Genomic DNA, 24,779 nt, shown 5'->3' on the forward strand with positions numbered 1-24,779 from the left:
GGAAAGCAGAACCGGGAGCCGCGGAAGATATGCATCTAAAGGCTTAAAGGTTCAGACGGAGGGGAACATGGGGAAACAGGGGAAATCGGGAAAAATCGCTTTTACAAGTATTTTGAGCTTGAGCATGGCGTTGGGGGCGGCCGGAACGGCCGGAGCGCAGTCCGCATCGGACATTCAGGGACACTGGGCCCAGAACCAGATTCAACAATGGTTGGATAAAGGAACGCTGCAAGGATATAAAGACGGAACGGTCAAACCGGACGGCACGATTACGCGCGCCGAGTTTGCCGCGATGGCCAACCGCCTGTTCGGTTATACCGAATCGGGCAGTGCTTCGTTCAGCGACGTATCGGCCGACAACTGGGCTTTTACGGACGTAACCAGAGCGATCAAAGCCGGTTACGTAGTCGGCAGCGCGGGCAAATTCCATCCGGGCGACAAGGTAACCCGCGAAGAAGCCGCCGTCATGGTCGCACGTATTCTCGGGCTCGACGCCAATACTTCCGCGAGCGCCAACGCGTTTACGGATGCTTCCGCTATTGCAACATGGAGCCGCGGCAGCGTAGCCGCAGCTGTAGATAAAGGCATTCTCAAAGGCTACGCCAACGGAACGTTCGCCCCGAAAAAAGCGCTGACCCGCGCCGAAGCCGTCGTGCTGCTGAACGCCGCGCTGGCGAATAAAGCGGTCGTTTACGACAAAGCCGGCGTGTACGGCCCGGAAACCGGAACCGCGGTGATCGACGGAGACGTGGTGATCGGAGCGGCCGGCGTGACGCTGCGTAATACGGAAGTCAAGGGCAACCTGCTGCTGGCCGAAGGAATCGGCAGCGGCGACGTAACGCTGAACGGCGTGCGCGTGCACGGCACAACCAACGTCCAGGGCGGCGGAGCCGATTCCATCCACTTCGTGTACAGCGTGCTGGTGAACATCGTCGTCAACAAAAAAGACGGCCTGGTCCGGATCGTAGCCGAAGGCTCGACCGTGACGGAATCCGTCGTCGTTCAATCCCCGGTCAAGCTGCAGGAAGAAGGATTGACCGGCGTGGGCTTTACCGACGTGGAGCTGGCGGCGGAGCTGCCGGAAGGCGCGCAGGTTACGCTCGACGGCAAATTCGACAGCCTGGAACTGAATGCGGCTTCTTTGTCCGTTCAGCTCGTGCGCGGTTCGGTGGACAGCCTGCAGCTTAACGCGGCCGCGGCCGGCGCTTCGCTGGATATCGCCGGCGGCGCAAGCGTCACTCGCCTGGTGCTGGAAGCTGTAGCCAAACTGATCGGTACCGGCACGATCCAAACAGCCGTAGTGAGCCAGGGCGCGGCCGGAACGACTTTTGCCACCACCCCGGCCAGCGTGCAGGGAAGCGGGGCCGCATCGGTAACGCTGCCGGCCGCGGCTGCGCCTTCCGCCGGAACCTCGACAGGCGGAAACGGCAGCACGGGCGGCAGTACCGGCGGCAGTACCGGCGGCGGAACGGGAGGCGGCAGCACTACGCCGACACCGACTCCGAGCGTAAGCAAAACGGCGCTGAATCAAGCGATTGAGGAAGCGGGCAAGCTGAAAGAAGAAGCCTACACGCCTTCCACTTGGAAATCGTTTAGCGAAGCCTTGACAGCCGCCAAAAGCGTATCGGCTTCTTCGTCTGCAACGAAGACTCAGGTGGACTCAGCTACCCTGAAACTGAACGAAGCTCAGAAATCATTGAAGGAAGCCGCCGATAAAACAGCGCTGAACGCGGCCATTGCCAAAGCCGAAGAACTGAAGCAGGCCGACTACACACCGGGAACATGGAGCAAGTTCAGCGAAGCGCTGACCGCAGCCAAGACAGCGGCCGGCGATGCGGAAATCGCGAAAGAAGAAGTAACGGAAGCGAAAACGAAATTGGAAGATGCGCAAGCCGCTTTGAAAGAACTGGTGAAAACCGAAGCACAACTGCGGCAGTTAAGCTCGATCAATGGCAATCACATTGAACTCGCCGGAGATATTACTCTGAGCGCAGAACTTAATATTACCGGCAAGAATATTGTAATCGACGGCACAGGCCATACGATTAAACTGCAAAACAACAACAAACTCGTAGTCCTGGGCGCAAACGATGTGAGTATCTCTAATGTGACCATCGTAGGCGCCGACGAATACGCGCTGCAAGCTTTCAAATCGCAGAACGTGAAGCTGAGCGGCGTGACGCTTCAAGGTGCGAAGAAAGGCGGCCTGCTCGTTAACGGATCGAGCGTAACCCTCGAAGCCGTGACGACTTCCGGAAACGCATGGGGCGGTATCGAAGTATCCCGGGGGAAAGAAGTCGAAGAGAAATCCGAGCTGACGCTCGGCCAGAGCAACCGCTTTACCGAAAACGTCGGCATCTGGACGATCAATCCGAAAGAAGGCGAAGCGGTCAGCGTTGTAACGGGCACCGGCACAGAAGACTTCGACATTTTGGAAAACGCCAAAGAAGACAGCACGGGCGTTTATACGTATTACCATACCAAAGGCGCGGCCTGGAACGTTTCTTCGGAAGCGGAACTGCGTAAGCTGAGCGCGATCGACGGTGCGAAAATCAAACTGGGCGCCGATCTCGACTTTGCCGACGCTCTGAACGTTACGGGAGCCGGAGTCGAAATCGACGGCGGAAATCACATTCTGACCGTGCAGGGCCAAAAGTTCGTCGTGCTTGGAGCCGATGATGTCAAAATTCACGATCTTACGATTGTAAACACACGGCGTTCGAACGACAACAAAGGCGAATATGCACTGCAAGTGTACAATTCGAAAGGCGTGAAGCTCGATAACGTGACGCTGACCAGCGCTTATAAAGGCGGCCTGCATGTCAACGGTTCGGAAGTGTTCGCCAGCAGCATTCATACAAAAGGCAACCCGTGGGGCGGCATCGAAGTATCCCAGGGCGTGGAATCGCCTGTTCCTTCGGTATTGACGATCTCCGGAACAAACACGCATGAAGACGCTGCGAATGTTGCAATCTGGATCGATCCGCAAAACAAAACGGGCGAAGGTTCCAAAGTGGTGGACACAGACGGGAAATACGATGCCAAGGCAGCTGTAGAAGCAGGGAAAGAAGGATTCATTTACTACACATTGAAATCCAATCAATCTTCCGCTCCGGTAGAAGAAACGGCTGCTCCGGAGACGCAGCAAAACGAGGATCAAGCCGGTGCGTCCGATCACGCGGGCGACGATGCAGCCGCTTCGGGCACAGATTCCAACGGCAGCGCTGAGCAGCCGGTTCAACAAACGGAATAAGTTAATCCGCAACCTTTTGCAGTCTTCGACAGACTCGACACACTTTAAGCCAGGCCGCTCATTCGTTGAGCGGCCTGTTTTTTTGCTGCTGCGGTTTTTCGTTGTTACGGTTTCCTGACGCGAAAGCCTTTCCCGCCCGGGTTCATTCACCGGATAATGAAGCCCGCGCTAAAAACGCCCCTCGCCCGCTTGAACAGCGGATAGAGGGGTGTTTGCACAGAGCCGAAACAAGATAGACTTGTCTCGACTTTCAATCCAATCCTACTCGCAATCCCCTTGAGCCGTGCGCTTCAAGTCCACTACCGGGCCCAGCGTAATCTCGAACGCGCGCCACCAGACGAAGTCCGGGTTCTCGCGCGGCAGCGAAGCGCCGGCGTACCGGGCGAAGCGCCAGTCGGACGGACTCGGCGCGGTGCCGCCTGCGGGGACGCCGAAGCGGCGCACGGCGCAGGAGGGCGAGTTCGAGCCGATGCCGAAAGCCGGCTGCGCGGCCAATTCGGCGGTCAGCCGCTGCATATCGGTACGCAGCAGTTCCGTCAGATAGTCGTAATCTTCCGGCGTATTGAAGATGCGCATATTCTGGTCGGCCGTTACATTGGTATACGGCGTGCGGGCGCGCGATTCCATACGGATCGCGGCGATCTCCAGCGTTTTGTACGAGTAGTCCTTGAGGAACCGTTTGAACAGCAGCGAGCCGTGCGCGTCGAGCGCGGGGCCGAGACTCCGCTCCTGCTTCTCGGTATGCAGGAAAGCGAAGCGCGACTGCGCCATGCCGAGCGCCATGCCGATCTTATTGCCCGCCGTGTTCCAGGCGCTGTAACCGAACAGGCCGCCGGTCGCCGAAGAAGCCAGCAGCTCCGGCGTGACGACCGTGCCGGCCGAGCCGCCGCGCGTGAAGTCGACGACCAGCGTCGGGATATGCGCCGTACGGTTGGCTTCGATCCGGGCGACGGCGTCCGCGATCCGGTCTTCGCTCGTCAGCGCGACGAGTTCAAGATCGTAGACCTGCCGGCCGCCGGCCGCCGGTCTTGCTGCCGCATCTTCCGGCTGCGCTTCGGCCTGCGCGATCTCGCCGGCTTGGGACGAACCCGGAGCGGTCCCGGTATTGTCGCCTGCGTACACGCCGCCCGCAATATCGATATGCCGCAGAATATTGGTATGCACATCCATATACTCGTACGAATTCACGATCTCCGATCCGTGCGTCCCGAAGTAGTTTACGGCAAAGCCAGGTTTGGCCGCCTGCGGACCGCCGAGCAGCGTCTGCGCCATGCGGCCCATGAGGGAGTGGCCGAGCCCGTCGGCATCCGGCAGAATGATCGCCCGCTCCGGATTCTGACCGCCGGTTCCGCCGAGCCGCTCGTCGATATGGGCTTCGATCCAATGGATCTCGTTCGCCTGGACGCCCTGCGTGGAAGCGTCGTCCACCCCGAAGGCCGCAAAGTCGACGCCGGCGCCTTGCAGCAGCGCTTCCAGCACATAGCGGTTGGTTTTGAATTTGCGGCGGCGCGCATTGTAATACAATTCCTTGTCGAAATAAACGGTCGGTTCATAATTCGTTCCGTCCGGCTGGAGATCGTAGCCGTTCAGGATCTCGTCGAAATCGCTTTGTTCCGGCCGCGGCTTCATCATCAGGGCGCGCGATTCGTTATAGGCTTCGAGCGTCAGCCCTTCCGCCATGGTCGTGGTCGCCAGCCGCATAATCGTATCGAGCACAAACACCGGCTTGTCCGGATAATCTTTTTTCAGACCCGCGATCGTGTCCAGCAGCAGTGTCGCCTGCGGATCGTAAGCGGGATAATCGCCGCCCGGGTCGCTTTGCAGCCTGCGGCTGCCGATCAGTCCGCCGTAGGCGAGCATATCGACCGAAACGATAAAGCCGTCCGCCTGCGCCGCATGGTCCAGCAGGAATCGGCGCACCGCCGAAGGATCGCCGTAAGACGCTCCGCTTGTGCCGACGACTTCCGTGCCTTCGACTTCCGCCCGGTCGTCGAGCCGGTTGCGGATCGCTCCGGCCGGCGGCGCCAGCACTTCGAGTCCCGCGCCTTTGCCCTGCAGCACCACGTCGTCGAGATTGGCCGGACGGTCGTCCAGCGGGATATATACGATTTTTTTCATGGGTATCGCTCCTTTGTCGGTGAAAGATAGTCGCCCTCGTATAAGAAGGAGAAAAACAGACCGTTTTTACAACCGGTCCGCAAAAAAAATTAGCCGGATTCTCTATGAATGTACGCCGCAGCTCTCCAATCGTTGTGGAATTTCGAAACTGTTTCTATCCAAAAGGCAAAGTTTATATTATAGTTAACGGGAACACATGTTCCTTTAAAAGGAGGAGAAAGAATGGAAGACGGGACGATGGAGCACTACCGGAGAGAGCTGCGGCGCACGGCCTGGAGAGCGGCTTACCGTCAGCGTATCCTTTATAGCAGGGAACTTCCGTGGCTGGAAAAAGACGAAGAGCCCGGTCCGGGGCAAAGACGGGCGGACGAAGCGGACAGGTCGGTGCGGGAGTTTGTCGATTCCATACCTTTTGACAAAGGAAAGGCCGTAATCGAAGCGCTGTTCATCGAAGACAAAACGGAAGCCGAAGCGGCCGCTTTACTGGGAATCAGTCAGCAGGGGGTGAGCAAATGGAAGCGCAAATCGCTGCTTTACCTGCGTCGGATGCTGAGTTCGTCGCTTTGATCCGGCGTTCCCGGGCGGGAGACGGCGAAGCGCTGAGGCATGCCGTGTCCCTGCTTGAACCGGAGATCGCGGCGCTGAGCCGGACGATGCGCATGGAAACGAACGACGCGGCGCAAACGCTGAGAACGAAGTTGATCGAATTGATTTTGAACGAATCGGGGCAAACCCGGGATTGACTTTGGCGAAAATCGTTCGATATAATAGGGCGTGCAATAAATGCAGATGCAACTATATGGGGCGGCGGTTCGATTGCGATGCAGCAGACCCCGTTGCGGCAGTCGAGTTCCGATCGTAAGGAGAATGAACATGGATCGTTACGGAGAAACGTTCGGTTTCCTGCTGTCGCGAACGTATCTGGCTTATGCCAGAGCAGCGGGCAAGGAAACGGCCGAACAAGAAATGACGCCCGAACAATACGGCGTGCTGCACCGATTGACGCTGGCCGACGGCGTTTCGCAGAAAAAGCTCGCCAGTCTGCATGTGCGGGACCAGACCTCGATCAGCAAAGTGCTGGACAAGCTGGAGCAAAAAGACATGATTGTCCGCCGCGCCAATCCCGCCGACCGCCGAAGCGTGCTCGTTTACTTGACGGATAAAGGCAGGGAAGCCGAAGCGGTGCTTACCCCTTTGATGCAGGCGCATAACGAGGCCGCGACGAAGGGGTTGAGCGAAGAAGAGCTGGAACTGTTCATTCGGGTGCTGGACCGGATTTTCGGCAACCTGTCCGAATGAATTTTTTTGGATATATAGTTGCACATTCATCTATTCAAAATTGAGACTTCGTCGCGATACGGGTCCGGTACACAAAAGGAGAGAAAACAGAGTGAAGAAGGCGTTTAAGAGTTTGATGGGCATTACGCAGACCCGGATCGGGATTGTATTTGCGCTGTTCGTTCCGCTGCTGTTTGTGCTGGTCTGGATGACCGGCTACCACGACGCGACCCAGCGGATCGACCAGCTGCGCGTCGCCGTGGTGAATCTGGACGGCGAAGCCGGACGCCCGGCAGCCGAAAGAATCGCCGCTTCCGCGCCTTTTCAGACGGAGACGGTGGAAAGCGAAGCGCTGGCGCACGCCCGAATGGACGCCGGACGATACGCGATGGTCGCGGTAATTCCGCCGGGCTTTGAGGAAGACGTCCGGACGGGGCGGGGCAAGCTGGTCTATACGATCAACCAGGGCACGTCCGAAGTGGCGGCCGCCATGATGGAAGGCGCGGCCGAACGATTGTCCGAGGGGCTGTCGCAGGCCGTGTCCGGAGCCGAAACGGCCGGAACGTCCGCGGTCGGAGCGGAGATCGTCAAAACGCACGAGCAGAGCAACTTTGCGGTCACGATGCTGCCCATGATTCTCGGCTTTATTCCGTATATCGCGATGATGACGATGAATATCCAGTTCAATATTTCGTCGCAGATTCTGAAGCGAGGCCACGGCAAATGGAACATCTTCTGGAGCCGGCAGATCCTGCTGGCGCTGGTCGCGCTCGGAGCGCCGCTGCCCGTGATCGGTCTGGCCCGGCTGTTCGCGGAACCGGCCGCTTCTTTCGGAAGTATGTGGCTGCTGCTGGTCTGCGTATTCCTGGCCAGCATCTGCGTGACGCAGATGAGCTTTGCGCTGCTGGGCAGCGCGGCTCCCCTGTTCAACGTGGCGCTCGTTCCGCTCCAGCTGATGACGGCGGGCAATATTGTTCCGTCTTCCATGCTGGCGCCGTTCTATCGGCATTTCGGCAGCTTCCTGCCTGCTCCGAACGGCATTCAGGGCTTTATGCGGCTGATCTACAACGGAGAAGGCGCAGGGACGTTTATGCTGCATCTGCTGCTGATCGCCGCCGTAACCTGGGGAATCACGCTGCTGCGGACGGGGCTGCAAAAGCCGGCTGTATCGCCGGCTGCGGGCGCGACTGCGGCCGCAGCCGCGGCGCACTGAATCGGAATACCGTCGGGATTCGGAATCCGGGGTTGAGCTTTTGCCGCCCGGGACACATAATAGACACAGAACCCAATCCGTCGACTGTGTCACCGGTCCACGTATTACATCCCGAAATGGAGCGCCGAATCTTGAAAACTTTCAAAAAAGTCTATATCGAAATTACGAGCGTCTGCAATCTGTCCTGTCATTTCTGCCCGCCGACCGCGCGCCAGGCCAAGTTTATCAAGCCGGAAACGTTCGAGCGGATTCTGGACAAGATCGATCCGCATACGAACCATATTTATTTGCACGTCAAAGGAGAACCGCTGCTGCATCCGAAGATCGACCTGCTGCTGGACGCCGCGCACGAGCGGGGTTTCAAGGTCAATATTACGACAAACGGCACGCTGATCGCCAAGAACCGCGACAAGCTGCTCGGCAAGCCGGCGCTGCGCCAGATGAATTTTTCGCTGCACAGCTTCGACGGTCATGCCGGCTCGACGGACCGCGACGGTTACCTGAACGAGATTCTTGCGTTCGTGCGCGATGCGTCGCGGCACGGGGTATCGGGCGGCGTGCTGTTCTCTTTCCGCCTTTGGAATCTGACCGAGGACAATATGACCAATGCCGCGCGCGAGCGGAACCGGGAAACGCTGGAGCTGATCGAGCGCGAATACGGTCTGGATTACCGGATCGAGGAGAAAGTGGAGCGGGGCAAAGGTCTCAAAGTTTCCGATAACGTCTACTTGAACCAGGACCACGAGTTCCAATGGCCGAGTCTGAGCGCGCCCGAAGACGACGGCAAAGGCTTCTGCCACGCGCTGCGCAGCCATGCCGCGATTCTGGTGGACGGCACGGTCGTGCCCTGCTGCCTGGACGGGGAAGGCGTCATCAATCTGGGCAACGTGCTGGAGCAGGAATTTTCCGAAATCGTCGAAAGCAAACGCGCCAACGATATGGTGTACGGATTCTCGCGCCGCGAAGCGGTGGAAGAGCTCTGCCGCAAATGCGGATACCGCAAACGATTCGGTGCCTGAATGTTCGGAAGTTCGCAAAACCGTTTCTTCGGAAACGGTTTTTTTGCGTGTTTTTTCGTATCCCGGGTAATAGACCGTAGGGCCTAGATTACATTTTGACGACAAAATTCTTACGAAACTATTTTATTTTCCTTTTTTTAGACTTAATTCTATTTATTCTCGTTGACATCTGAGTCCATGGAACTAAAATGAGATAAATAAACCAGTCAAATAGTTGTTATTCCAAAATAAAGCAGATAAGCGAGGAGTCAAACACCATGTCGGGCATCCATTTATTGATTGCGGAAAGTATTCCTGCGCAGCAAAGAAATCTGTCGGAAATAATCGGAAGAATCCCGGAAATCGGGGCTGTCGATTTTGTGGAAAACGTTGTTGAGCTGATGGAACGTTTGAAAGAAAGTTCGGGAATTTCGGCTTTGCTGCTGGACAGCGAAATGCCGGGATTGTTCGAAACGAGGGAATGGGAAGCGGCGGCGGCGGATCTTCCCGTCGTGCTGCTGGCGCCGAAGTCGGCGTATCTCAGCTACCGGGGCAGCTTGAATATTTTCGAGTTTATCGAAAAGCCCGTGACGGCGGAGAAGCTCGAACCGCTGATCTGGCGCTTGACGGGACGCCGTGCCGGCACCGGTCCGCTGCTGCATCACAGAATGGGCGTTCCGGTAGTCGGAGACAAAATCGTGAGGCTTGCGCCGTCGGAAATTCTGTTTGTCGAAGCGCGCGGCTCGGAAGTGATCGTACATACGCGCTACGAGCAGTGGCCGACGCGGATTTCTTTCGAGACGTATCGGAGTTACTTGAGAGAAGATCATTTCGTGCTGACCCATCCTTCTTTTCTGATCAATATGCTGAAGGTCGGCCGTGTCGACCGGGCCCAGGTGCATATCGAAGGCAGCGAGCAGCCCGTGCCGGTCGCGATCGAGGCGCTCGCGGAAGTCCGGCGCAAAGCGCGCAAATACGCCGCGTCGGAGAAGTCGATCCGCATTTGACGAAATACGCGCAAACGACGATACGGGCATACGAGGCGGTCCTTGCGGCCGGAAGAAACTCTGAAATACGCGGAAATGCGCGGAAATGCGCGGCGGGCGGATCGGAAGATTCGCCGCCGCTTTTTTTTGCGTTTGCGCCGGGCGGCCGCCGGAGAGGATAATAGAAGAAGCGGGCCGGGGCGCGCGAAGTCGGCGCGCCCCGGCAGCCATCGAAGGAGCGTGAACGATTGTGGAAGTTGTGATTCTAAAACCGATGAACGACGAGGAATTCAAACGGTTTCGCCGCGTCTCGGCCGCGGAATATGCCGAAGACAAAGTAAAAGCGGGAACATGGAAGCAGGAAGAAGCGCTTGGGCTGTCGGAAGAGGCTTACGCGAACTATCTGCCGGACGGCCTGCGGACGCGGGAGCATTACTTTTACAGTATCCGCCGGGAAAACGGTGAAGACAGCGCGGGCTGGATCTGGCTGCACGTTTCGGACGCGCCGGCGGGCAAACGGGCTTTCCTGTACGATATCCGGCTCGAAGAAGAATATCGGGGCCGGGGTCTGGGCCAGGCGGCGATGCGGGCGCTGGACGAAACCGCGCGGGCGCTGGGCGCGTCCGAGATCGGGCTGCATGTGTTCGGCCATAATCCGGCGGCGCTTCGGGTTTACGAGAAAGCCGGTTATGCGATTACCGATTATAAAATGGCGAAGAGTTTGTAGATCCGGCGAGGTGCGGAGAACGGGAACGAATTCCGAGTTGAGCGCTTTGCTTTTGAAGACTTCTTTTCTCTATAATGAGAAGAAGACAGACACAGCAGGCATACGGAAGGAATGAGCTGAAGTGACGAAGAAAGCGATCGATACGTTTGTAAGAAACGGGCGCGAAGCCGACCTGGCGCTCTGGGCGGACCGCCTGGCGGTCCGGTTTGCGGAGCGGGCGGCCAAGCACGACCGGGAAGGTTCGTTTCCGTTCGAGAACTTCGAGGAACTCAAAGCGGCGGGCTACGCCAAGCTGACGCTGTCCGAAGATGCGGGCGGAGACGGATTGTCGCTGTACGAGTGGCTGCTGGTGCAGGAGCGCATCGCGCGCGGCGACGGTTCGACCGCGCTCAGCGCGGGCTGGCACGGCGGCATGATGCTGCATTACCGGGAAACGGATATCTGGCCGGAGCCGAGTTACTCGGCGTTTAACCGGGACGTGGTGCGCCGCGGCGCGATGATCAATAAATTTGCGAGCGAAAAAGCGACCGGCAGCCCGACGCGCGGCGGCCGTCCGCAGGCGGCCGCGGTGCGCGAAGAAGGCGGCTGGCGGATCTCGGGCCGCAAAACGTACAGTACGCTGAGCCCGCTGCTGACGGACTTTATCGTCAGCGCGGGCATCGAGAACTCACCGGAAGTCGGCGACTTTATCGTCCGGCTGGACGAAGGCGGCGAATCGCCGGCGGTCGAAAGCGGTTCGCCGTTTGCGCCGGGCGGCGCCGCGCTGCCGGAGCCGGAGGAGTTCGGGCGCCGAGCGGAAGCGTCCGAGCGCCGAGCGGCCGAGCTGCGGCGGCGCGCGGGCGTGACGGTCGAGGAGACGTGGGATACGCTGGGCATGCGGGCGACCGGCAGCCACGATGTGGTGCTGGACGGCGTATTCGTGCCGGATTCGCAGGTTATGGGCATCTATACGCCGGGCGATCGCAAAGCGGGCATCGACGACGGGGACGGCTGGATGCTGCATATTCCGGCCTGCTACCTGGGCATCGCGCACGCCGCGCGCGATTATGCGCTGAAATTCGCGAAGAACTATACGCCCAACAGCCTCAAAGAACCGATCTCCACGCTGCCGCATATCCGCCAGTGGATCGGGCAGATCGAGAGCGAACTGCGTCTGGCGCGCACATTGCTGTACGACGTGGCCGACCGCTGGGACCGGAACCCGGAGGAGCGGGCGTCGATGCGTCCGGATCTGGGACTTGTCAAATACAACGCCACGCATCTGGCGGCGCAGGTCGTGGACAAAGCGATGAAGATCGTCGGCGGCGCCAGCCTGTCGAAAGACGTGCCGCTCGAACGCTACTACCGCGACGTAAGAGCGGGATTGCACAATCCGCCGATGGAAGACGCGGTGCTTCAGACCCTGGCGCGGCGGGCTCTGGAGGAATAACAACCGGAAGGCTCGCATCCGCCGCCCGAAGCCGTCTTTTATCGAATGCGTCGATTGCTTCTTACCGCGGACCCGGCTGCCTGAGCCTTCCCGCCTATCCGGCGCACACAGCCCGCCCGCTCTTTCGGCGGGTTTTTTCACGCATCGAATTCTGATACAATACAGTCAGATCCAATAGGAACATATATTCGGTATCGTTCGGCGAAAACGGCCTGCGGGCCGCTGCCGGGAACTCGGGAGGGAAAAGGAATGAAGCTGACCGCATGGGTGAAACGTCCGGGAAGCCGCCGGGGCATCGCGGGCCGGGAGCTGGATCTGCCGGGCATGCCGCGCACGCTGCGCGAGCTGATCGGGCAGACGGTGCTGCTGATGGTGGAAGAGTCCGGACGGAAGCAGGCCGGCGACAATCTGCTGCCTTACTTGACGGAAACGCAGATAAAGCAGGGAGCGCGGGACGGGAAAGTAGGCTTCGGAGCCGTTTACGACGAACGGGAACCGGACGCGGACAAATCCGTGGCGGCCGCGCTGCTTGGATTCGGGGACGGATTGTACCGGGTCTTTTTGCGGGGAGAAGAAGTGACGGAACTCGATGCGCCGCTGACGCTGGCCGACGGGGACGAAGTGGTGTTTATGCGTTTTACGATGCTTGCCGGAGGACTCTGGAGAAGATAAGGAGGCGTGTGCGATGGATGAAAGAGAGCGGGAAGAACGGTACTTTCAGACGTTGAAAAGCCGGGCGGAGAAGATGAAGGGAGAGGAAGGCGAAATCGCGGGACTGCTGATCGAGTTGAGCGATTCGACTTACATGCGCGAAGAAGAAGCTCCGTTCGTCCGGCTGAGGGAACTGCTGAACGGCCGGGCGCGGAACGAGCCGGATAAGCTGCTTGAGCCGCTGGTCCTCGCGGTAACGGAGCTGGCGGGCGAACGGGCGGGCGCGCGGGCGGCGTGGATCGCCGGGAACGCCGCCCGGTACCCGTATTCGTTCGGTTATCTGCGCAAACCGTTCCGCACCGGCGACCTCGATGCGCATCTGCCCCGCGTGCTGATGAAGATTTCGGCGCTGCTGTGGATGGAAGCGATGGAGTTCTCGCTGGACGGTTATTTGACCGCGCCGGATTACAAAGTAAGCAATATCTATCGCGCCAATCAGGCGATTCCCGACGTGATCGCGCAGCAGTTGGACGAACGCAGCGAAGCGGTCGAGTCGGCGCTGCGCGAGATTGTGCTGGGCGAGAACCAGACCGCGCTGCTCAGCCGGGACATGGTCTCCGGCATGCTGATGAGCCGGCGCGAAGATCTTTACAAGCTGGTCGGAGACCTGCTGATCGCGGCGCGGCTGCAGGAAGGGCTGCGGCAGTCGATCGTGGAAAGCATGGATTTCGGCACGCTGGACGCGCATTTGTACCTGCTGAAGCTGATTCGAGACAACGGCTTCGTCCGCTACGCCTCGGTCGTGCGCGCCACGTCGGTATGGACGGGCATTCCGCTGGAAGCGGCGGGACAGCGCGCGGCTTCCCAGGTGCTGGACAAGTTGTACACAGCGCTCAGCGACGCCGGCAAACGCCGGGATTGGCTCGATTCGCGCAGCGCGAACGAAGTTCACCTGGCGCTGTTCGCCCACGCGATGCGCGAAGAGCGCGATCTGCCGGAGCTTGCGGCGGGCCTGATGCGCGGAAGCGAGCATTACCGCAAAGTGGCGGCGCAGTACGTGCTGTCGATGAGCGGAAGCGCCGAGGTCAAGCATGCGTCCGCTCTGGATCTGCTCTACGGCGGCGAGACCGATCCGGAGCTGCTGAGCTGGATGATAAGCAACTATACATACGACTACCGGATCGAATGGATCATGGCGGACGACCTCGACGACCAATCGGCCTGGATGCGCGACGAGCCTCGCCGGCTCAATCTGCATCGCGCGCCGGGTCTGGCGGACAAAGAAGAGCGCAGACGTCAGTTCGAAGCGTTCGAATCCCTGCTGGAGACCGGTCCTTCAAAACGTATCGAAGCGGTGTCGGGCGCGCTCGATTTTCTGGTGTACGCCTACGAGCCTTCCGACGCGCTGCGCAAAATGATGGTTTTGACCGCTTACGATATGGACCCGCTCTGGGTGGAGAAGCTGATCGTTCACGCGGGGCGCATGCAGGCCGAACAGCGGCAGGAACTGTTGAAGTATTTTCTGCTGCACCCGGAAACCGAAGCGCAGCGCGCGTTTATCTTCGACTGTCTGACCGACAAAAATATCCGCAACCGGGAAACGGCGCTCAAGCGCGCTTCCGGACTCACGCTGTCCGAAGACGAGCTTCGGCGCGTCGAGGCGCTGCTCAAACTCAAAACGGGCACGCTGCGCCAGAGCGCGGCCAGGCTGCTGCTGTCGCAGCCGGCTTCGCTGCTGGAAGGTTCTTTGCTTCGGCTGCTCGGCGCCAAAGCGGAGCTTCAGCGGCTGACCGGGCTGGAGCTGCTGACCGAGCTTGCATCGGACAAAGAACGCGCCGGCGATTCCGGCAAATGGATTGCGCTGGCGCGGATCGCAGAGAATCCGACGCCCAAAGAAACGCAGCTTCTGGAGAAGCTGAACGCTTCGGGGCGGGCGGAATACACGCCGCAAAACGGCTTCGGACTGTACGATCCGCAAGCCGCGGAAGCCTGGCTGACCGGCGGCCGGGAGCGTGCGGCGGACCCGGAGCGCGTATTCACGCTGGACGCAGCCCGGGCGGAGCTGTTCCTGGAAGGACTGGAGCAGCGCATTCACAAGTTCCGCGACGTGGAATACGAAGTGGAGTATTACGCCGGCCGCAAAGAAACACTGCTGCTGGGCGCGGAACTGCGGCGTACGGCGCCGGCCGGCGGATGGATCCATTCGCTGGAACAAGATCGCTACGAGCGCCAAAATGCGCTGGATATGTATCCGCTGGCCGACGAATGGCGCGCTTATCTGGAGGAAAGCGGCTTCCGCGCCGACGAGCTGCTCCAATTGTACGTGCTGCGCCTGCTGGGCGATCTGGACGGCAAGCTGGACGACCACTACGGCGAATTCATCGCGCATTACGAATATCGTCAGCTTCAACGCATTCCGCTGCTCGAAGGCTGGCGCGAAGAATACGCCGCTTCGCTGCTTCCGCTTCAGCGGCTGCGCGAGCTGTCTAAGCTTCTGCTCCAATACGAGCGCGCGGGCAATCTTCTGGATGCTTTTTTCCTGGACAGCGAGCGCGAAGAATCGTTTGAGACGGCGGCTTCCGTGCTGGAGTCGCTGATTGCGGCGTATCCGCAGGACGCGCCGGCCCGGGACCGGCCGATCTGGGAAGTGCTGGCTTCGCCGTGGCGCGCGATCATGCGCGGCCGCGTGCACGACGACGATACGTTCAAACGCTGCCTTGCGCTGACGTTCCGGTTCGATAGCTGCCGCGAGCAGGAAGAGCCGAACGGCGAACAAGCCGTCGCGCTCGAGCTTCCGCTGGCGTTCAAAGCGTATACGCTCGGTATGGTCGGGGCCAACGAAGTATACAAAGCGATGCTGAACCGCAGCGCGTCTTATACGCTGCGCAGCCTGACCAACACGCACCACGCGTCCGACTGGCTCAAGCGCAGCGAAGATCTCCGGGACATGCTGAAGCGCGTCGTGGACCGGCTGCTGGAGATCGAGCTTGCGCGCGGCGATCTGGCGACCGCGGCCACGCCGCTGACGATGGCGCTCCAGCGGATCGAAGGGCTGGACGTCCTGATCCGCATCCTGGTCAGCCTCGGCGGCGAAACTTTCGTGCGCGGCTACATCTACGGCTACGGCGACAACCAGACGAAGAAAGAATCGCTGAGCCATCTGCTCAAAGTCTGCTATCCGTCCGAAAGCGACGATGCGCGGGGACTCGGCGAGCGGCTGGAAGGAACGGGCATCGCGGAGCGAAGACTGCTGGAAGCGGCCATGTACGCGCCCCAGTGGATCGACATCGTGGCGGAATATCTGGGCTGGCCCGGCCTGCGCAGCGCCGCCTGGTACTTTCACGCGCATATCAACGAAACGTTCTCGGCGGAAAAAGAAACGATCGTCGCGCATTATTCGCCGATCACGCCGCAGGAATTCAACGACGGCGCATTCGATGTGCAGTGGTTCGAAGATGCCTACGCCGTGCTCGGCGAGCAGCGGTTCAAGCTGCTGTACGAGTGCGCCAAATACATCTCGGGCGGCGCGAACCACCGCCGGTCGCAGTTGTTCGCGGACGCGGTGCTCGGCAGGCTCAAGCTGAAGGAAACGCGCGGCCAGGTCGCGGCCAAGCGGGGCAAAGACCAGCTGCTGGCGTACAGCCTGATTCCGCTCGACGGCAAACGCGAGTCCGATCTGCGCGAACGCTACGACTTTATCCAGAAGTTCCTGCTGGAAAGCCGGCAGTTCGGCGCGCAGCGCCGGGCCAGCGAAAGCGCGGCTTCGCAGATCGCGCTCGGCAATCTGGCGAGAAGCGCGGGCTACGCGGACGCGACCCGCATGCAGTGGGACCTGGAAGCCGGCAAGCTGGACGATCTGCTGGCATATACGCAGCCGTACGAGGTCGACGATGTGCGGGTGCGGCTCGTCATCGGCGACAGCGGACTGCCGGAGATCGAAGCCGGGAAGAACGGCAAGCCGCTCAAGTCGGTGCCTTCGCGCCTGAACAAGAACGAATACATCGTGCGGCTCAAAGAAATCAAAAGCGAGCTGACCGAACAGCATCGGCGCTTCGTGCGCGAGCTGGAACGCTCGATGGAAACGGCGGCCGCGTTCGCCGTGTCCGAGCTGGTCAAGCTGCACGGCAATCCGGTCGTTTCTCCGCTGCTGTCCGAAATCGTATTTCGGCTTGCGGGCGACGCGGCCGGCGAATCGTCGTCCGCGTCGGGAGAAGACGGGCTTCGTCTCGGCTGCTTCCGGCCGGAAGACCGCAGGCTGGTCGCGCTCGGCCGGGTGTCGGAGCCGCTGCCGGAGCAGGCGGAGCTTGTGATCGCGCATCCGGTCGATCTGCACGCAAGCGGGCTGTGGCCGAGCCTTCAGCGCGATCATATCGAACGCGGGCTGGAAGCCGGACGCAGCGACCGCGCCCCGCGCCGCCAGCCGTTCAAGCAGCTCTTCCGCGAATTGTATCTGCCGAACGCGGACGAGCGGGCGGCCGGCACGCTGTCTTCGCGCTACGCGGGACACCAGGTACAGCCGAGCAAGACCGTCGCGCTGCTGCGCGGGCGGGGCTGGACGGTCAGCTACGAATCCGGCCTGCAAAAAGTCGACTACGGCCGCAACGTAATCGCGACGCTGTACGCGATGGCGGACTGGTTCTCGCCGGCCGACACGGAAGCGCCGGCGCTCGAAACGATCGAATTCAGCGACCGCCGCACGCATAAGCCTATCAAGCTCGAAGACGTGCCGCCGGTGCTGTTCTCCGAGATCATGCGCGATATCGACCTGGTGGTCAGCACGGCGCACGTCGGCGGCGTCGATCCGGAAGCCAGCCTGACCACGATCGGGCTGCGCACGGCGATCGTGCGCGAATCGCTTGCGCTGCTGGGCACGGCCAATGTCCGGCTGGACGGCAATTACGCCCGCATCGAAGGCTCGCTCGGTGAATACGCCGTGCATCTGGGCAGCGGCGTCGCGTACAAGCAGGCGTCCGGCGCGCTCAATATCATTCCGGTGCACGCCGGGCAGCGCGGCCGATTCTTCCTGCCGTTCCTCGACGAAGATCCGCGCACCGCGGAAATCCTGTCGAAGATCGTGCTGCTGGCGGAAGATAACAAGATCAAAGACCCGCAGATTCTGGAACAGATCAAGAACTGAGCGCGCGAAGATCGGGCTTCGGGAGCGGCGGGGCGTGTCTTCAAACTTCGAAGAAAGCGATTTGAAGACACGGCCCGGCAAACGATTTTCAAAAATTCCGACCCGCCGGCCCGCTTCCGGGGTAATCATAGTTAGAGGTTTGCGGGCCGGTTCCGAACCGGTCCCGTCAAGCCGCGCGATCACGGAAGGAGCGTGCAAGCATGAACAAAGTCATTATGGGGAAAGTCCGTTCGAACACGCAGGGAGAAGGCGGAGCGACGCTCGGCACCTATCTGTTCGACTGTTTGAAAAAAGAAGGCGTGACCGAGGTGTTCGGCGTGCCCGGCGATTACAATTTCACTTTGTTCGATACGCTGGAGCAGTGCTCGGGCATCAAAGCCGTGCCGACGCGCAACGAGCTGAACGGCGGTTACGCGGCCGACGGTTACGCGCGGATCAAAGGACTGGCGGCGCTGATTACGACATTCGGCGTCGGCGAGCTGAGCGCGGTCAACGCGATCGCCGGCGCAAGCAGCGAGAATGTGCCGATTATCCATATCGTCGGCTCGCCGAAGTCCGAGAAGCAAAAGCAGCGCAAGCTAATGCACCATACGCTGATGGACGGCGACTACGACGCGTTCCGCAGAGTGTACGAGCCGCTGTCCGCGTATACGGCCGTCTTGACGCCGGACAACGCGATGATCGAGATCCCCAAGGCGATCTCGATCGCCAAGCGCTTCAGAAAACCGGTGTACCTGTCGGTGGCGATCGACCTGGTGCAGCAGCCGCTGGCGATGAAGGTGCCCAAGCTCGAAGCGCCGAAGACCGACGAATCGTCGCTCAAGTCGGCTTCGAAGCAGGCGCGCAAAATGTTGAAATCTTCGAAGCGGGTCGTGCTGCTCAGCGATGCCAAAGTCAAAAGCTGGCGGCTGGAACCGCTGGTGCGCGAAGCGGCCGAACGCTTGAAGATCCCGGCCGCTTCCACCGTCATGGGCAAAGGCGGCTTCGACGAAACCCATCCGAATTATATCGGGCTGTACGGCGGCAAGCTGGGCAGTGAAAAGGTGCGCGAAGTCGTGGAAGGAGCGGACTGCGTCGTCGCGGTCGGGTATGTGCCTTCGGACATCAATACGGCGAGCGAGACGGCCAAGCTGAATCCGAAAAAGATGATCGTGGTACAACCGGAGTCCGTAACGGTCGGCAATCAGGAGTATAAAGACGTACTGGCTCAGGATATGCTGCGCGAACTGGCCGGGCTGGGACTGACCGCGGAAGAGGAAATTCCGGCGGCCGACCATCCGTACGACAGCGGACAGCAGCTCGACGGCAGCCGTCCGCTGAAAGCGGCAGAGTACTATCCGCTGATTCAGCGGCTGCTGCAAAAAGGCGATATCGTGCTGGCCGAGACCGGCACGTTCGCTTACGGCCTGTCACAGGTCCAGCTTCCGCAGGGCGCATCGTATATCGGGCAGAGCGGCTGGCAGAGTATCGGCTACGCGACGCCGGCGGCGCTGGGCGCAAGCATCGCCGCTCCGAAGCGCCGGGTGCTGCTGTTTACCGGGGACGGGGCGCTTCAGCTTACCGTCCAGGAACTCAGTTCCATGATGGAGTACGGCTGCAAGCCGATCGTGTTCGTGCTCAACAACGGCGGCTACACGATCGAGAAGTTCCTGAACTTCCGCGTGCCGGTGGAAGAGCAGCCGTATAACGAAATCCCCGGCTGGAACTACACCAGGCTGATCGAGTCGTTCGGCGGCAATCCGTATACGGAGCGCGTGCGCACGATCGGGGAGCTGGCCCGCGCTTTCCGCGAAGCGGAACTGCAGCGCGAAGAGCGGTTGTGCCTGATCGAGCTGGTGGCCGATCCGATGGACGCGCCGGAGTATCTGCGCCGGATGAGCGAAGAACTGGAAGACCAGGAGTAAGCGGTGGCGTCCGCCCGTTTGTCGGACGCTGCGGCCGGTACAAAGCCCGGTCCAATCGGAAGCCGGAATTCTCTGCGGAGGATTCCGGTTTTTCGATAGGGAACGCAAACCGGCCCGGGATTCTTTTTTGAAATTTTCATACAGGCTTCGTTCCTGCCGCGCCGTTTCTTCGGTCTTCGGAATTTGGCAAAAGTTCGAAAAATCGCGTTTTGAACCTGAAACTTTTAAAAGGAGGTAAGCGTCTATACTTACGACGTGTCAAAATAAGGATGACCTGAACATAAAGGTCGAAAAGGAGCAAACGAGGTGGCAAAAGGATGAAGGTCAAGGCGTGGACGGCAGTAGGCAGCCGGGTCATTTTGGCGGCCGTTTTTGCTTTGGTGGCGGTGTTTTTCCTGTCGGTTCATACGGGACAGGCGGCTTCGAGCACGAAGATCGTGCTCGACGACAGGGAAGTGACCGGTGCCAGGGACGTGTTGACGGTAAGCGGAACGACGATGGTGCCGATCCGGGTGATCTCGGAAGAACTGGGATACTCGGTCGGCTGGAACAAGACGAGCAAGCAAATTACGATCAGCGGTTCGAGAGAAGACGTACAGCTTACGCTCGGAAGCAAGTCCGCCCGTTCGGCGGAAGGAACCACCGTGTCGCTGGAACAGGCGCCGCTGCTGCGATCCAATACGACTTATGTGCCGCTGCGGTTCGTCGGTACGCAGATGGGCCTGGCCGTTAAGTGGGACAACTCGGCCAAGACCGTGTACCTGACTTCCCGGCCCGATTCCGGAGCGCCGCTCGACGGCGTGGGTCCGAACGACGACGTCGATCCGCCGGAGCAGGTTCCGGGCGGCGTGCCGAATACGGCCGCGCAGGTGGAGCAGATCAGCTTCAGCGAGAACCGGCTGCTGATCGGCATCAGCGGCGATACGCAGCCGAACGTTACGGCGATCGATTCGCCGAACCGGATCGTGATCGATCTGCCGAATACGTCGTTCAGCCCGTTGTTCGCCGAAGGCCAGGGGCTGCTGATCGGCCAGCAGGGACAGATCTCGGCTCAAACTTCCGCGGACGTCACCGCAATCCGGTTCGCGCTGAACAACGATTCGCCGATGCGCGTGCGGGTCGTGATCGATCTGAACAAGACGAAGGGATATCAGGTGTACCGCGAAGGCAGCCTGATCTTCGTCGACCTGAATAAGCAGGGCGGCACGTCGACGCCGGGAGTGGGCGGGGACGGCAAGAAGATCGTCGTAATCGACCCGGGTCACGGCGGCAAAGCGACCGGGGCCATCTATAAAGGCGACGGCCTGACGCTTCAGGAGAAAGACGTCAATCTCCAGATGGCGCTCAAAGTCGAACAGCTGCTGAAGCAGGTGAACGGGCTCGACGTGGTGCTGACGCGCAGCGACGATACCGACGTTTCGCTTCAGGGACGGGTGGACATTGCGGAGAACCTGAACGCGGACATCATGGTTTCGATTCACGCGAACAGCATGCCGGTCGGCTCCAAAGCAACCAGCGGCACCGAGACGCTGTATACGAAGAACGAAAGCAAGCTGCTGGCGCAGACGATCCACAAATACGTGATCAAAGCGACCGGCCTGCCGGACCGCAAAGCCAAGTACCAGAATCTGCACGTGGACCGCGAATCCAACCTGCCGACGGCGCTGGTGGAAACGGGCTTCCTGTACGCGGGCGGCGATGTGCAGAAACTTACCGATCCGCAGTGGCAGGATCGGGTGGCGCAGGCGATCGTCGACGGAATCGTCGAGTACCTGGGCTTGTAAGCAGTACGGAACGATTGTAACGCATCGAACCAAGCGGACTGCCGGACATCGGCGGTCCGCTTTTTGTTTGGCTTCTGGTTTGCCGGAGCCGGCCGGGGTTAAATGCGTGTGAGGCGCGTCGGCTAAGGAGTCGAGAACGCCGGTTGAAGGAGGAATGCAAATGACAAAGGATTCCCGCTCCCGCATACGGAGAATCGCCGAATACGCCGCAGCCGGCCTGGCGGCGGGAGCCGTGCTCGGCTTTCTGCTCAAAGCCGTCCAGAGCCTGAGCGGACACCGGGTGTACCGGCTGCTGCTGAATGCCGACTATGTGCCGGTGCTGAACCGCTTCCACTTGAACGAAGCGGCGGAGTTCGGCATCCATCTGCTGATTTCGGCGGGGCTCTGCATCGTGCTCGGGCTGCTCTGGCGGCGCAAAGCGCGCGCCGTTCTTCCTTCTCCGGTCCGGATGGCGTCCGTTACGGCTGTGATCGGGCTCGCAGTCGGCCTGCTGCTGTATCCGACCACGCTGCTGTCCGCCGGAGGCACGCCTCCGATAGACAGCCTGCCGGCGCTCGCCTGGTGGCTGGCGGTACACCTGGTTTACGGCGCGGCCGCGGGACTGCTGCTTGCGCCGGCGGTCCGCGAAGGCGCCCCGGAAAGCGGCGGATAAAACGGCGAATCGAGCTTTCGAAACGTTTCTAGAGAAATAGGCTGACCTTTATTGTGCAAACAAGCATGCCCGCCGCTGCGGGAATCTTTAATTTTAAATTTGAAATGTTGTTAAAAATGGTGACACAGCGAATGAATTACCTTATAATTTAGTCGATTAAAGAATATAACAGGACAAAAAAATACTGATACAAGGAGGCGGCGGTTATCCTTTCCCTGCAGGAAGTAAGCAAGACGTATACGGCGCAGGGCCAGACTTTCCAGGCCGTTCTTCCGGTCAGCATGGAGATCGAGACGGGCGGCATCCACGGAATTATCGGCACGAGCGGAGCGGGCAAATCGACGCTGCTGCGGCTGATGAATCTGCTGGAACGCCCGGATACCGGCCGGGTCCTGTTCGAAGGACGCGATCTGACGGCGATGGGCGAGCGCGAACTGCGCGCGGAGCGGCGCTCGATCGGGATGATCTTCCAGCAGTTCAACCTGGTGCATAACCGGACCGTGCACGGCAACGTCGCCGCGGCGCTCGAACTGGCGAAGACGCCCAAGCGGGATCGGGAACGGCGGATCGCCGAGGTGCTGAAGTTCGTCGGTCTCCAAGACAAAGCGCGCCAGTACTCGGCCAGGCTGAGCGGCGGCCAGAAGCAGCGCGTGGGCATCGCCCGGGCTCTGGCAAGCAGTCCCAAGCTGCTGCTGTGCGACGAACCGACTTCGGCGCTCGATCCCCAGACGACGGAGGATCTGCTGAACGTGTTGCTGCATATCAACCGGACGCTGGGCGTCACGATCGTCGTCGTCACGCACGAGATGGAAGTGGTGCGGCAGATCTGCACGACCGTTTCGGTGATGGAGATGGGCGAAACGGTCGATACGTTCCATATTCCTCGGAGCGGAGCGGAGAGTATCCGGCCCAAGCTTTCGTACCGGGAACAAATTCTCGGAACGGCCAGGGAGGCGGACCGATGAGCATGGAGCGCTTTATGGAGATCTGGACGCAGTATCACGAACAGATCTGGGAATCGATCGGCCAGACGTTCTATATGGTGGGCATGTCCACGCTTGCGGCCGTAATTCTGGGCATCCCGCTGGGAACGCTGATCTTTTTGACGCGTCCGGGCGAGATGCTGTCGAACCGCACGGCATCGGCGGGTATCAATATCGTGGTCAATGTGATCCGTTCGTTTCCGTTTCTGCTGCTGGTCGTGTTTATGTTCCCGCTGACCCGGGCCATCGTCGGAACGACGATCGGGACCACGGCGGCGACGGTGCCGCTTGCGGTCGTGGCCGTCGCGGGTTATTCCAGGCTCGTCGAGCAGGCGCTGGTCGAAGTGCCGCGCGGCGTAATCGAAGCGGCCCGCTCGATGGGCGCGTCGAAGCTTGAGATCGTTTGGAAGTTTCTGTACGTGGAAGCGCGCTCGGGCCTGGTGCTCGGACTTACCACGTCGATCGTCAGCTTCATTTCGTATTCGACGGTCGTCGGCATTGTCGGCGGCGGAGGCGTGGGCGACTTCGCGATCCGCTACGGCTACCAGCGCTTCGAGATGGACGTCACGCTCTGCATGGTTGTGCTGATGGTGCTGCTCGTCCAGGCCGTGCAGGTCGGAGGCAGCTATATTTCTCGCAGGATCGACAAACGTTGAGTTTTCCGCTTATCCAACGATTTGGTGCCTTACCTTTAGCTTTGACAAGATCTTATCAATCGGGGGTTACGAATTATTATGAAAAAGTATTTATTCATCGTCCTGGCCGCGCTGATCGTTATCTTGTCCGGCTGCGGACAAAGTTCGTCCACGCCGGCGGCGCCAAGCGATTCCGGCACGGCAAACAAGACCGACGGCGCGGACAGCGGCGATACCAAGGAACTGACCAAGCTCAAAGTCGCTTCGCTGCCGGCGCCGATGGACGCGATTCTGCTGCTCGTGAAGCCGCTGCTCGTCGAAGACGGCATCGATCTGGAGATCGTCGAGATGTCGGACAATATCCAGCCGAACGACGCGCTGGCGCACAAAGAAGTGGACGCGAACTTTTTCCAGCACGTGCCTTACGCCGAAGCGTACAACGAAGCGCACGACAGCGACATAGTACCGGTGCAGCCCGTTTATAACGCTTTGTATGCCGGCTATTCGAAAAAGTACAAGTCGGTCGACGACCTGCCGGACGGCGCGATTGTCGCGATTCCGAACGACCCGCCGAATATTGCGCACTCGCTGCTGCTGCTCGAACAAAACGACCTGATCGAACTGAAAGAAGGCGTCGGCATCAAAGCGACTCTCCAGGACATCACGTCGAATCCGAAAAACCTGGACTTCAAAGAAGTCGATCTGCTGACGCTCAACCGTATGATGGACGACGCGGACATGGTTACGATGTATCCGGCGTACGCCAAACCGCTCGGCCTGTCGGCCAAGAAAGACGCGCTGATCGTCGAGAAGGATATGCAGGCGTTCGCGATTACGCTCATGGCGCGCGAAGACAACAAAGACGACCCGGCGATCCAGAAGCTGGCGGAACGCATGCGCGGTCCGGAAGTGGAGAAGTTCCTGGAAGAAGAATATACCGATACGTATCCGGCATTTTGACGAACTCCGGCTTTATGCCGGCACGGCCGCCGCGTATCGCATGACCGTTCGGCGGAAGCCGGGCGGTTTTT

The 24,779-nt window shown here is 60.0% G+C and carries 18 protein-coding genes; 17 read left to right on the forward strand and 1 reads right to left on the reverse strand.

The features are described from left to right. Positions 1–67: 67 nt before the first annotated feature. Positions 68–3,253, forward strand: coding sequence for an S-layer homology domain-containing protein (locus tag QWJ34_RS00375; protein ID WP_302725068.1), 3,186 nt, complete (start codon positions 68–70; stop codon positions 3,251–3,253). A gap of 261 nt (positions 3,254–3,514) precedes the next feature. On the opposite strand, the gene QWJ34_RS00380 is transcribed toward QWJ34_RS00375, so the two are convergent. Continuing rightward, positions 3,515–5,371 (reverse strand): DUF4127 family protein, encoded by a 1,857-nt coding sequence (locus tag QWJ34_RS00380; protein ID WP_302725069.1) that lies wholly within the window; start codon positions 5,369–5,371, stop codon positions 3,515–3,517. 222 nt (positions 5,372–5,593) lie between these two features. Here QWJ34_RS00380 and QWJ34_RS00385 point away from each other — a divergent pair, with 222 nt between their 5' ends. From QWJ34_RS00385 to QWJ34_RS00460, 16 genes are all read left to right on the forward strand, one after another. Next, entirely contained in the window at positions 5,594–5,938 is a 345-nt protein-coding gene (locus QWJ34_RS00385; RefSeq protein ID WP_302725070.1) for a sigma-70 RNA polymerase sigma factor region 4 domain-containing protein, read from the forward strand. Further along, positions 5,935–6,114 (forward strand): helix-turn-helix domain-containing protein, encoded by a 180-nt coding sequence (locus tag QWJ34_RS00390; protein ID WP_302725071.1) that lies wholly within the window; start codon positions 5,935–5,937, stop codon positions 6,112–6,114. Before QWJ34_RS00385 ends, QWJ34_RS00390 begins: the two co-directional genes overlap by 4 nt. 130 nt (positions 6,115–6,244) lie before the next feature. Then, positions 6,245–6,670 (forward strand): MarR family winged helix-turn-helix transcriptional regulator, encoded by a 426-nt coding sequence (locus tag QWJ34_RS00395; protein WP_302725072.1) that lies wholly within the window; start codon positions 6,245–6,247, stop codon positions 6,668–6,670. Positions 6,671–6,761: 91 nt separating this feature from the next. Beyond that, complete coding sequence (locus tag QWJ34_RS00400; RefSeq protein ID WP_302725073.1) at positions 6,762–7,862, forward strand: YhgE/Pip domain-containing protein; 1,101 nt, start codon at positions 6,762–6,764, stop codon at positions 7,860–7,862. Positions 7,863–7,990: 128 nt separating this feature from the next. Beyond that, complete coding sequence (locus tag QWJ34_RS00405; protein WP_302725807.1) at positions 7,991–8,881, forward strand: radical SAM/SPASM domain-containing protein; 891 nt, start codon at positions 7,991–7,993, stop codon at positions 8,879–8,881. A gap of 359 nt (positions 8,882–9,240) precedes the next feature. Beyond that, complete coding sequence (locus QWJ34_RS00410) at positions 9,241–9,867, forward strand: LytR/AlgR family response regulator transcription factor (RefSeq protein ID WP_302725074.1); 627 nt, start codon at positions 9,241–9,243, stop codon at positions 9,865–9,867. A 229-nt stretch (positions 9,868–10,096) separates the two neighbouring features. After that, positions 10,097–10,573: a GNAT family N-acetyltransferase gene (locus QWJ34_RS00415; protein ID WP_302725075.1), complete on the forward strand. Its 477-nt coding sequence runs from the start codon at positions 10,097–10,099 to the stop codon at positions 10,571–10,573. 121 nt (positions 10,574–10,694) lie between these two features. Beyond that, positions 10,695–12,002, forward strand: coding sequence for an acyl-CoA dehydrogenase family protein (locus QWJ34_RS00420; RefSeq protein WP_302725076.1), 1,308 nt, complete (start codon positions 10,695–10,697; stop codon positions 12,000–12,002). Between the two features lie 249 nt (positions 12,003–12,251). Next, a complete protein-coding gene (locus QWJ34_RS00425; RefSeq protein ID WP_302725077.1) occupies positions 12,252–12,674 on the forward strand; it encodes a hypothetical protein in 423 nt (140 codons plus the stop codon). A 13-nt stretch (positions 12,675–12,687) separates the two neighbouring features. Further along, positions 12,688–17,790: a DUF4132 domain-containing protein gene (locus tag QWJ34_RS00430; RefSeq protein ID WP_302725078.1), complete on the forward strand. Its 5,103-nt coding sequence runs from the start codon at positions 12,688–12,690 to the stop codon at positions 17,788–17,790. A gap of 200 nt (positions 17,791–17,990) precedes the next feature. Further along, on the forward strand, positions 17,991–19,694 hold the full coding sequence (locus tag QWJ34_RS00435; protein WP_302725079.1) for an alpha-keto acid decarboxylase family protein: 1,704 nt from the start codon (positions 17,991–17,993) through the stop codon (positions 19,692–19,694). A gap of 317 nt (positions 19,695–20,011) precedes the next feature. Beyond that, on the forward strand, positions 20,012–21,478 hold the full coding sequence (locus QWJ34_RS00440) for an N-acetylmuramoyl-L-alanine amidase family protein (RefSeq protein WP_302725080.1): 1,467 nt from the start codon (positions 20,012–20,014) through the stop codon (positions 21,476–21,478). A 160-nt stretch (positions 21,479–21,638) separates the two neighbouring features. Continuing rightward, positions 21,639–22,130 (forward strand): hypothetical protein, encoded by a 492-nt coding sequence (locus QWJ34_RS00445; RefSeq protein ID WP_302725081.1) that lies wholly within the window; start codon positions 21,639–21,641, stop codon positions 22,128–22,130. A gap of 206 nt (positions 22,131–22,336) precedes the next feature. Beyond that, positions 22,337–23,095 carry a methionine ABC transporter ATP-binding protein gene (locus QWJ34_RS00450; RefSeq protein ID WP_302725808.1) on the forward strand — a complete coding sequence of 253 codons (759 nt, stop codon included), beginning with the start codon at positions 22,337–22,339 and terminating at the stop codon, positions 23,093–23,095. A gap of 2 nt (positions 23,096–23,097) precedes the next feature. Next, positions 23,098–23,769 carry a methionine ABC transporter permease gene (locus QWJ34_RS00455; protein WP_483314237.1) on the forward strand — a complete coding sequence of 224 codons (672 nt, stop codon included), beginning with the start codon at positions 23,098–23,100 and terminating at the stop codon, positions 23,767–23,769. Between the two features lie 78 nt (positions 23,770–23,847). After that, positions 23,848–24,708, forward strand: a complete 861-nt coding sequence (locus QWJ34_RS00460) for a MetQ/NlpA family ABC transporter substrate-binding protein (RefSeq protein ID WP_302725083.1) — start codon at positions 23,848–23,850, stop codon at positions 24,706–24,708. Positions 24,709–24,779 lie beyond the last annotated feature (71 nt).

This window comes from Saccharibacillus sp. CPCC 101409, from assembly GCF_030518235.1.
Classification (GTDB): domain Bacteria; phylum Bacillota; class Bacilli; order Paenibacillales; family Paenibacillaceae; genus Saccharibacillus.

What these genes read in the sequence shown, in the direction of transcription:
- QWJ34_RS00440 (WP_302725080.1), top strand. Translation starts at nt 20,012, where the DNA reads ATGAAGGTCAAGGCGTGGACGGCAGTAGGCAGCCGGGTCATTTTGGCG.
- QWJ34_RS00460 (WP_302725083.1), top strand. Translation starts at nt 23,848, where the DNA reads ATGAAAAAGTATTTATTCATCGTCCTGGCCGCGCTGATCGTTATCTTG.
- QWJ34_RS00425 (WP_302725077.1), top strand. Translation starts at nt 12,252, where the DNA reads ATGAAGCTGACCGCATGGGTGAAACGTCCGGGAAGCCGCCGGGGCATC.
- QWJ34_RS00395 (WP_302725072.1), top strand. Translation starts at nt 6,245, where the DNA reads ATGGATCGTTACGGAGAAACGTTCGGTTTCCTGCTGTCGCGAACGTAT.
- QWJ34_RS00435 (WP_302725079.1), top strand. Translation starts at nt 17,991, where the DNA reads ATGAACAAAGTCATTATGGGGAAAGTCCGTTCGAACACGCAGGGAGAA.
- QWJ34_RS00455 (WP_483314237.1), top strand. Translation starts at nt 23,098, where the DNA reads ATGGAGCGCTTTATGGAGATCTGGACGCAGTATCACGAACAGATCTGG.
- QWJ34_RS00375 (WP_302725068.1), top strand. Translation starts at nt 68, where the DNA reads ATGGGGAAACAGGGGAAATCGGGAAAAATCGCTTTTACAAGTATTTTG.
- QWJ34_RS00445 (WP_302725081.1), top strand. Translation starts at nt 21,639, where the DNA reads ATGACAAAGGATTCCCGCTCCCGCATACGGAGAATCGCCGAATACGCC.
- QWJ34_RS00385 (WP_302725070.1), top strand. Translation starts at nt 5,594, where the DNA reads ATGGAAGACGGGACGATGGAGCACTACCGGAGAGAGCTGCGGCGCACG.
- QWJ34_RS00380 (WP_302725069.1), bottom strand. Translation starts at nt 5,371, where the DNA reads ATGAAAAAAATCGTATATATCCCGCTGGACGACCGTCCGGCCAATCTC.
- QWJ34_RS00430 (WP_302725078.1), top strand. Translation starts at nt 12,688, where the DNA reads ATGGATGAAAGAGAGCGGGAAGAACGGTACTTTCAGACGTTGAAAAGC.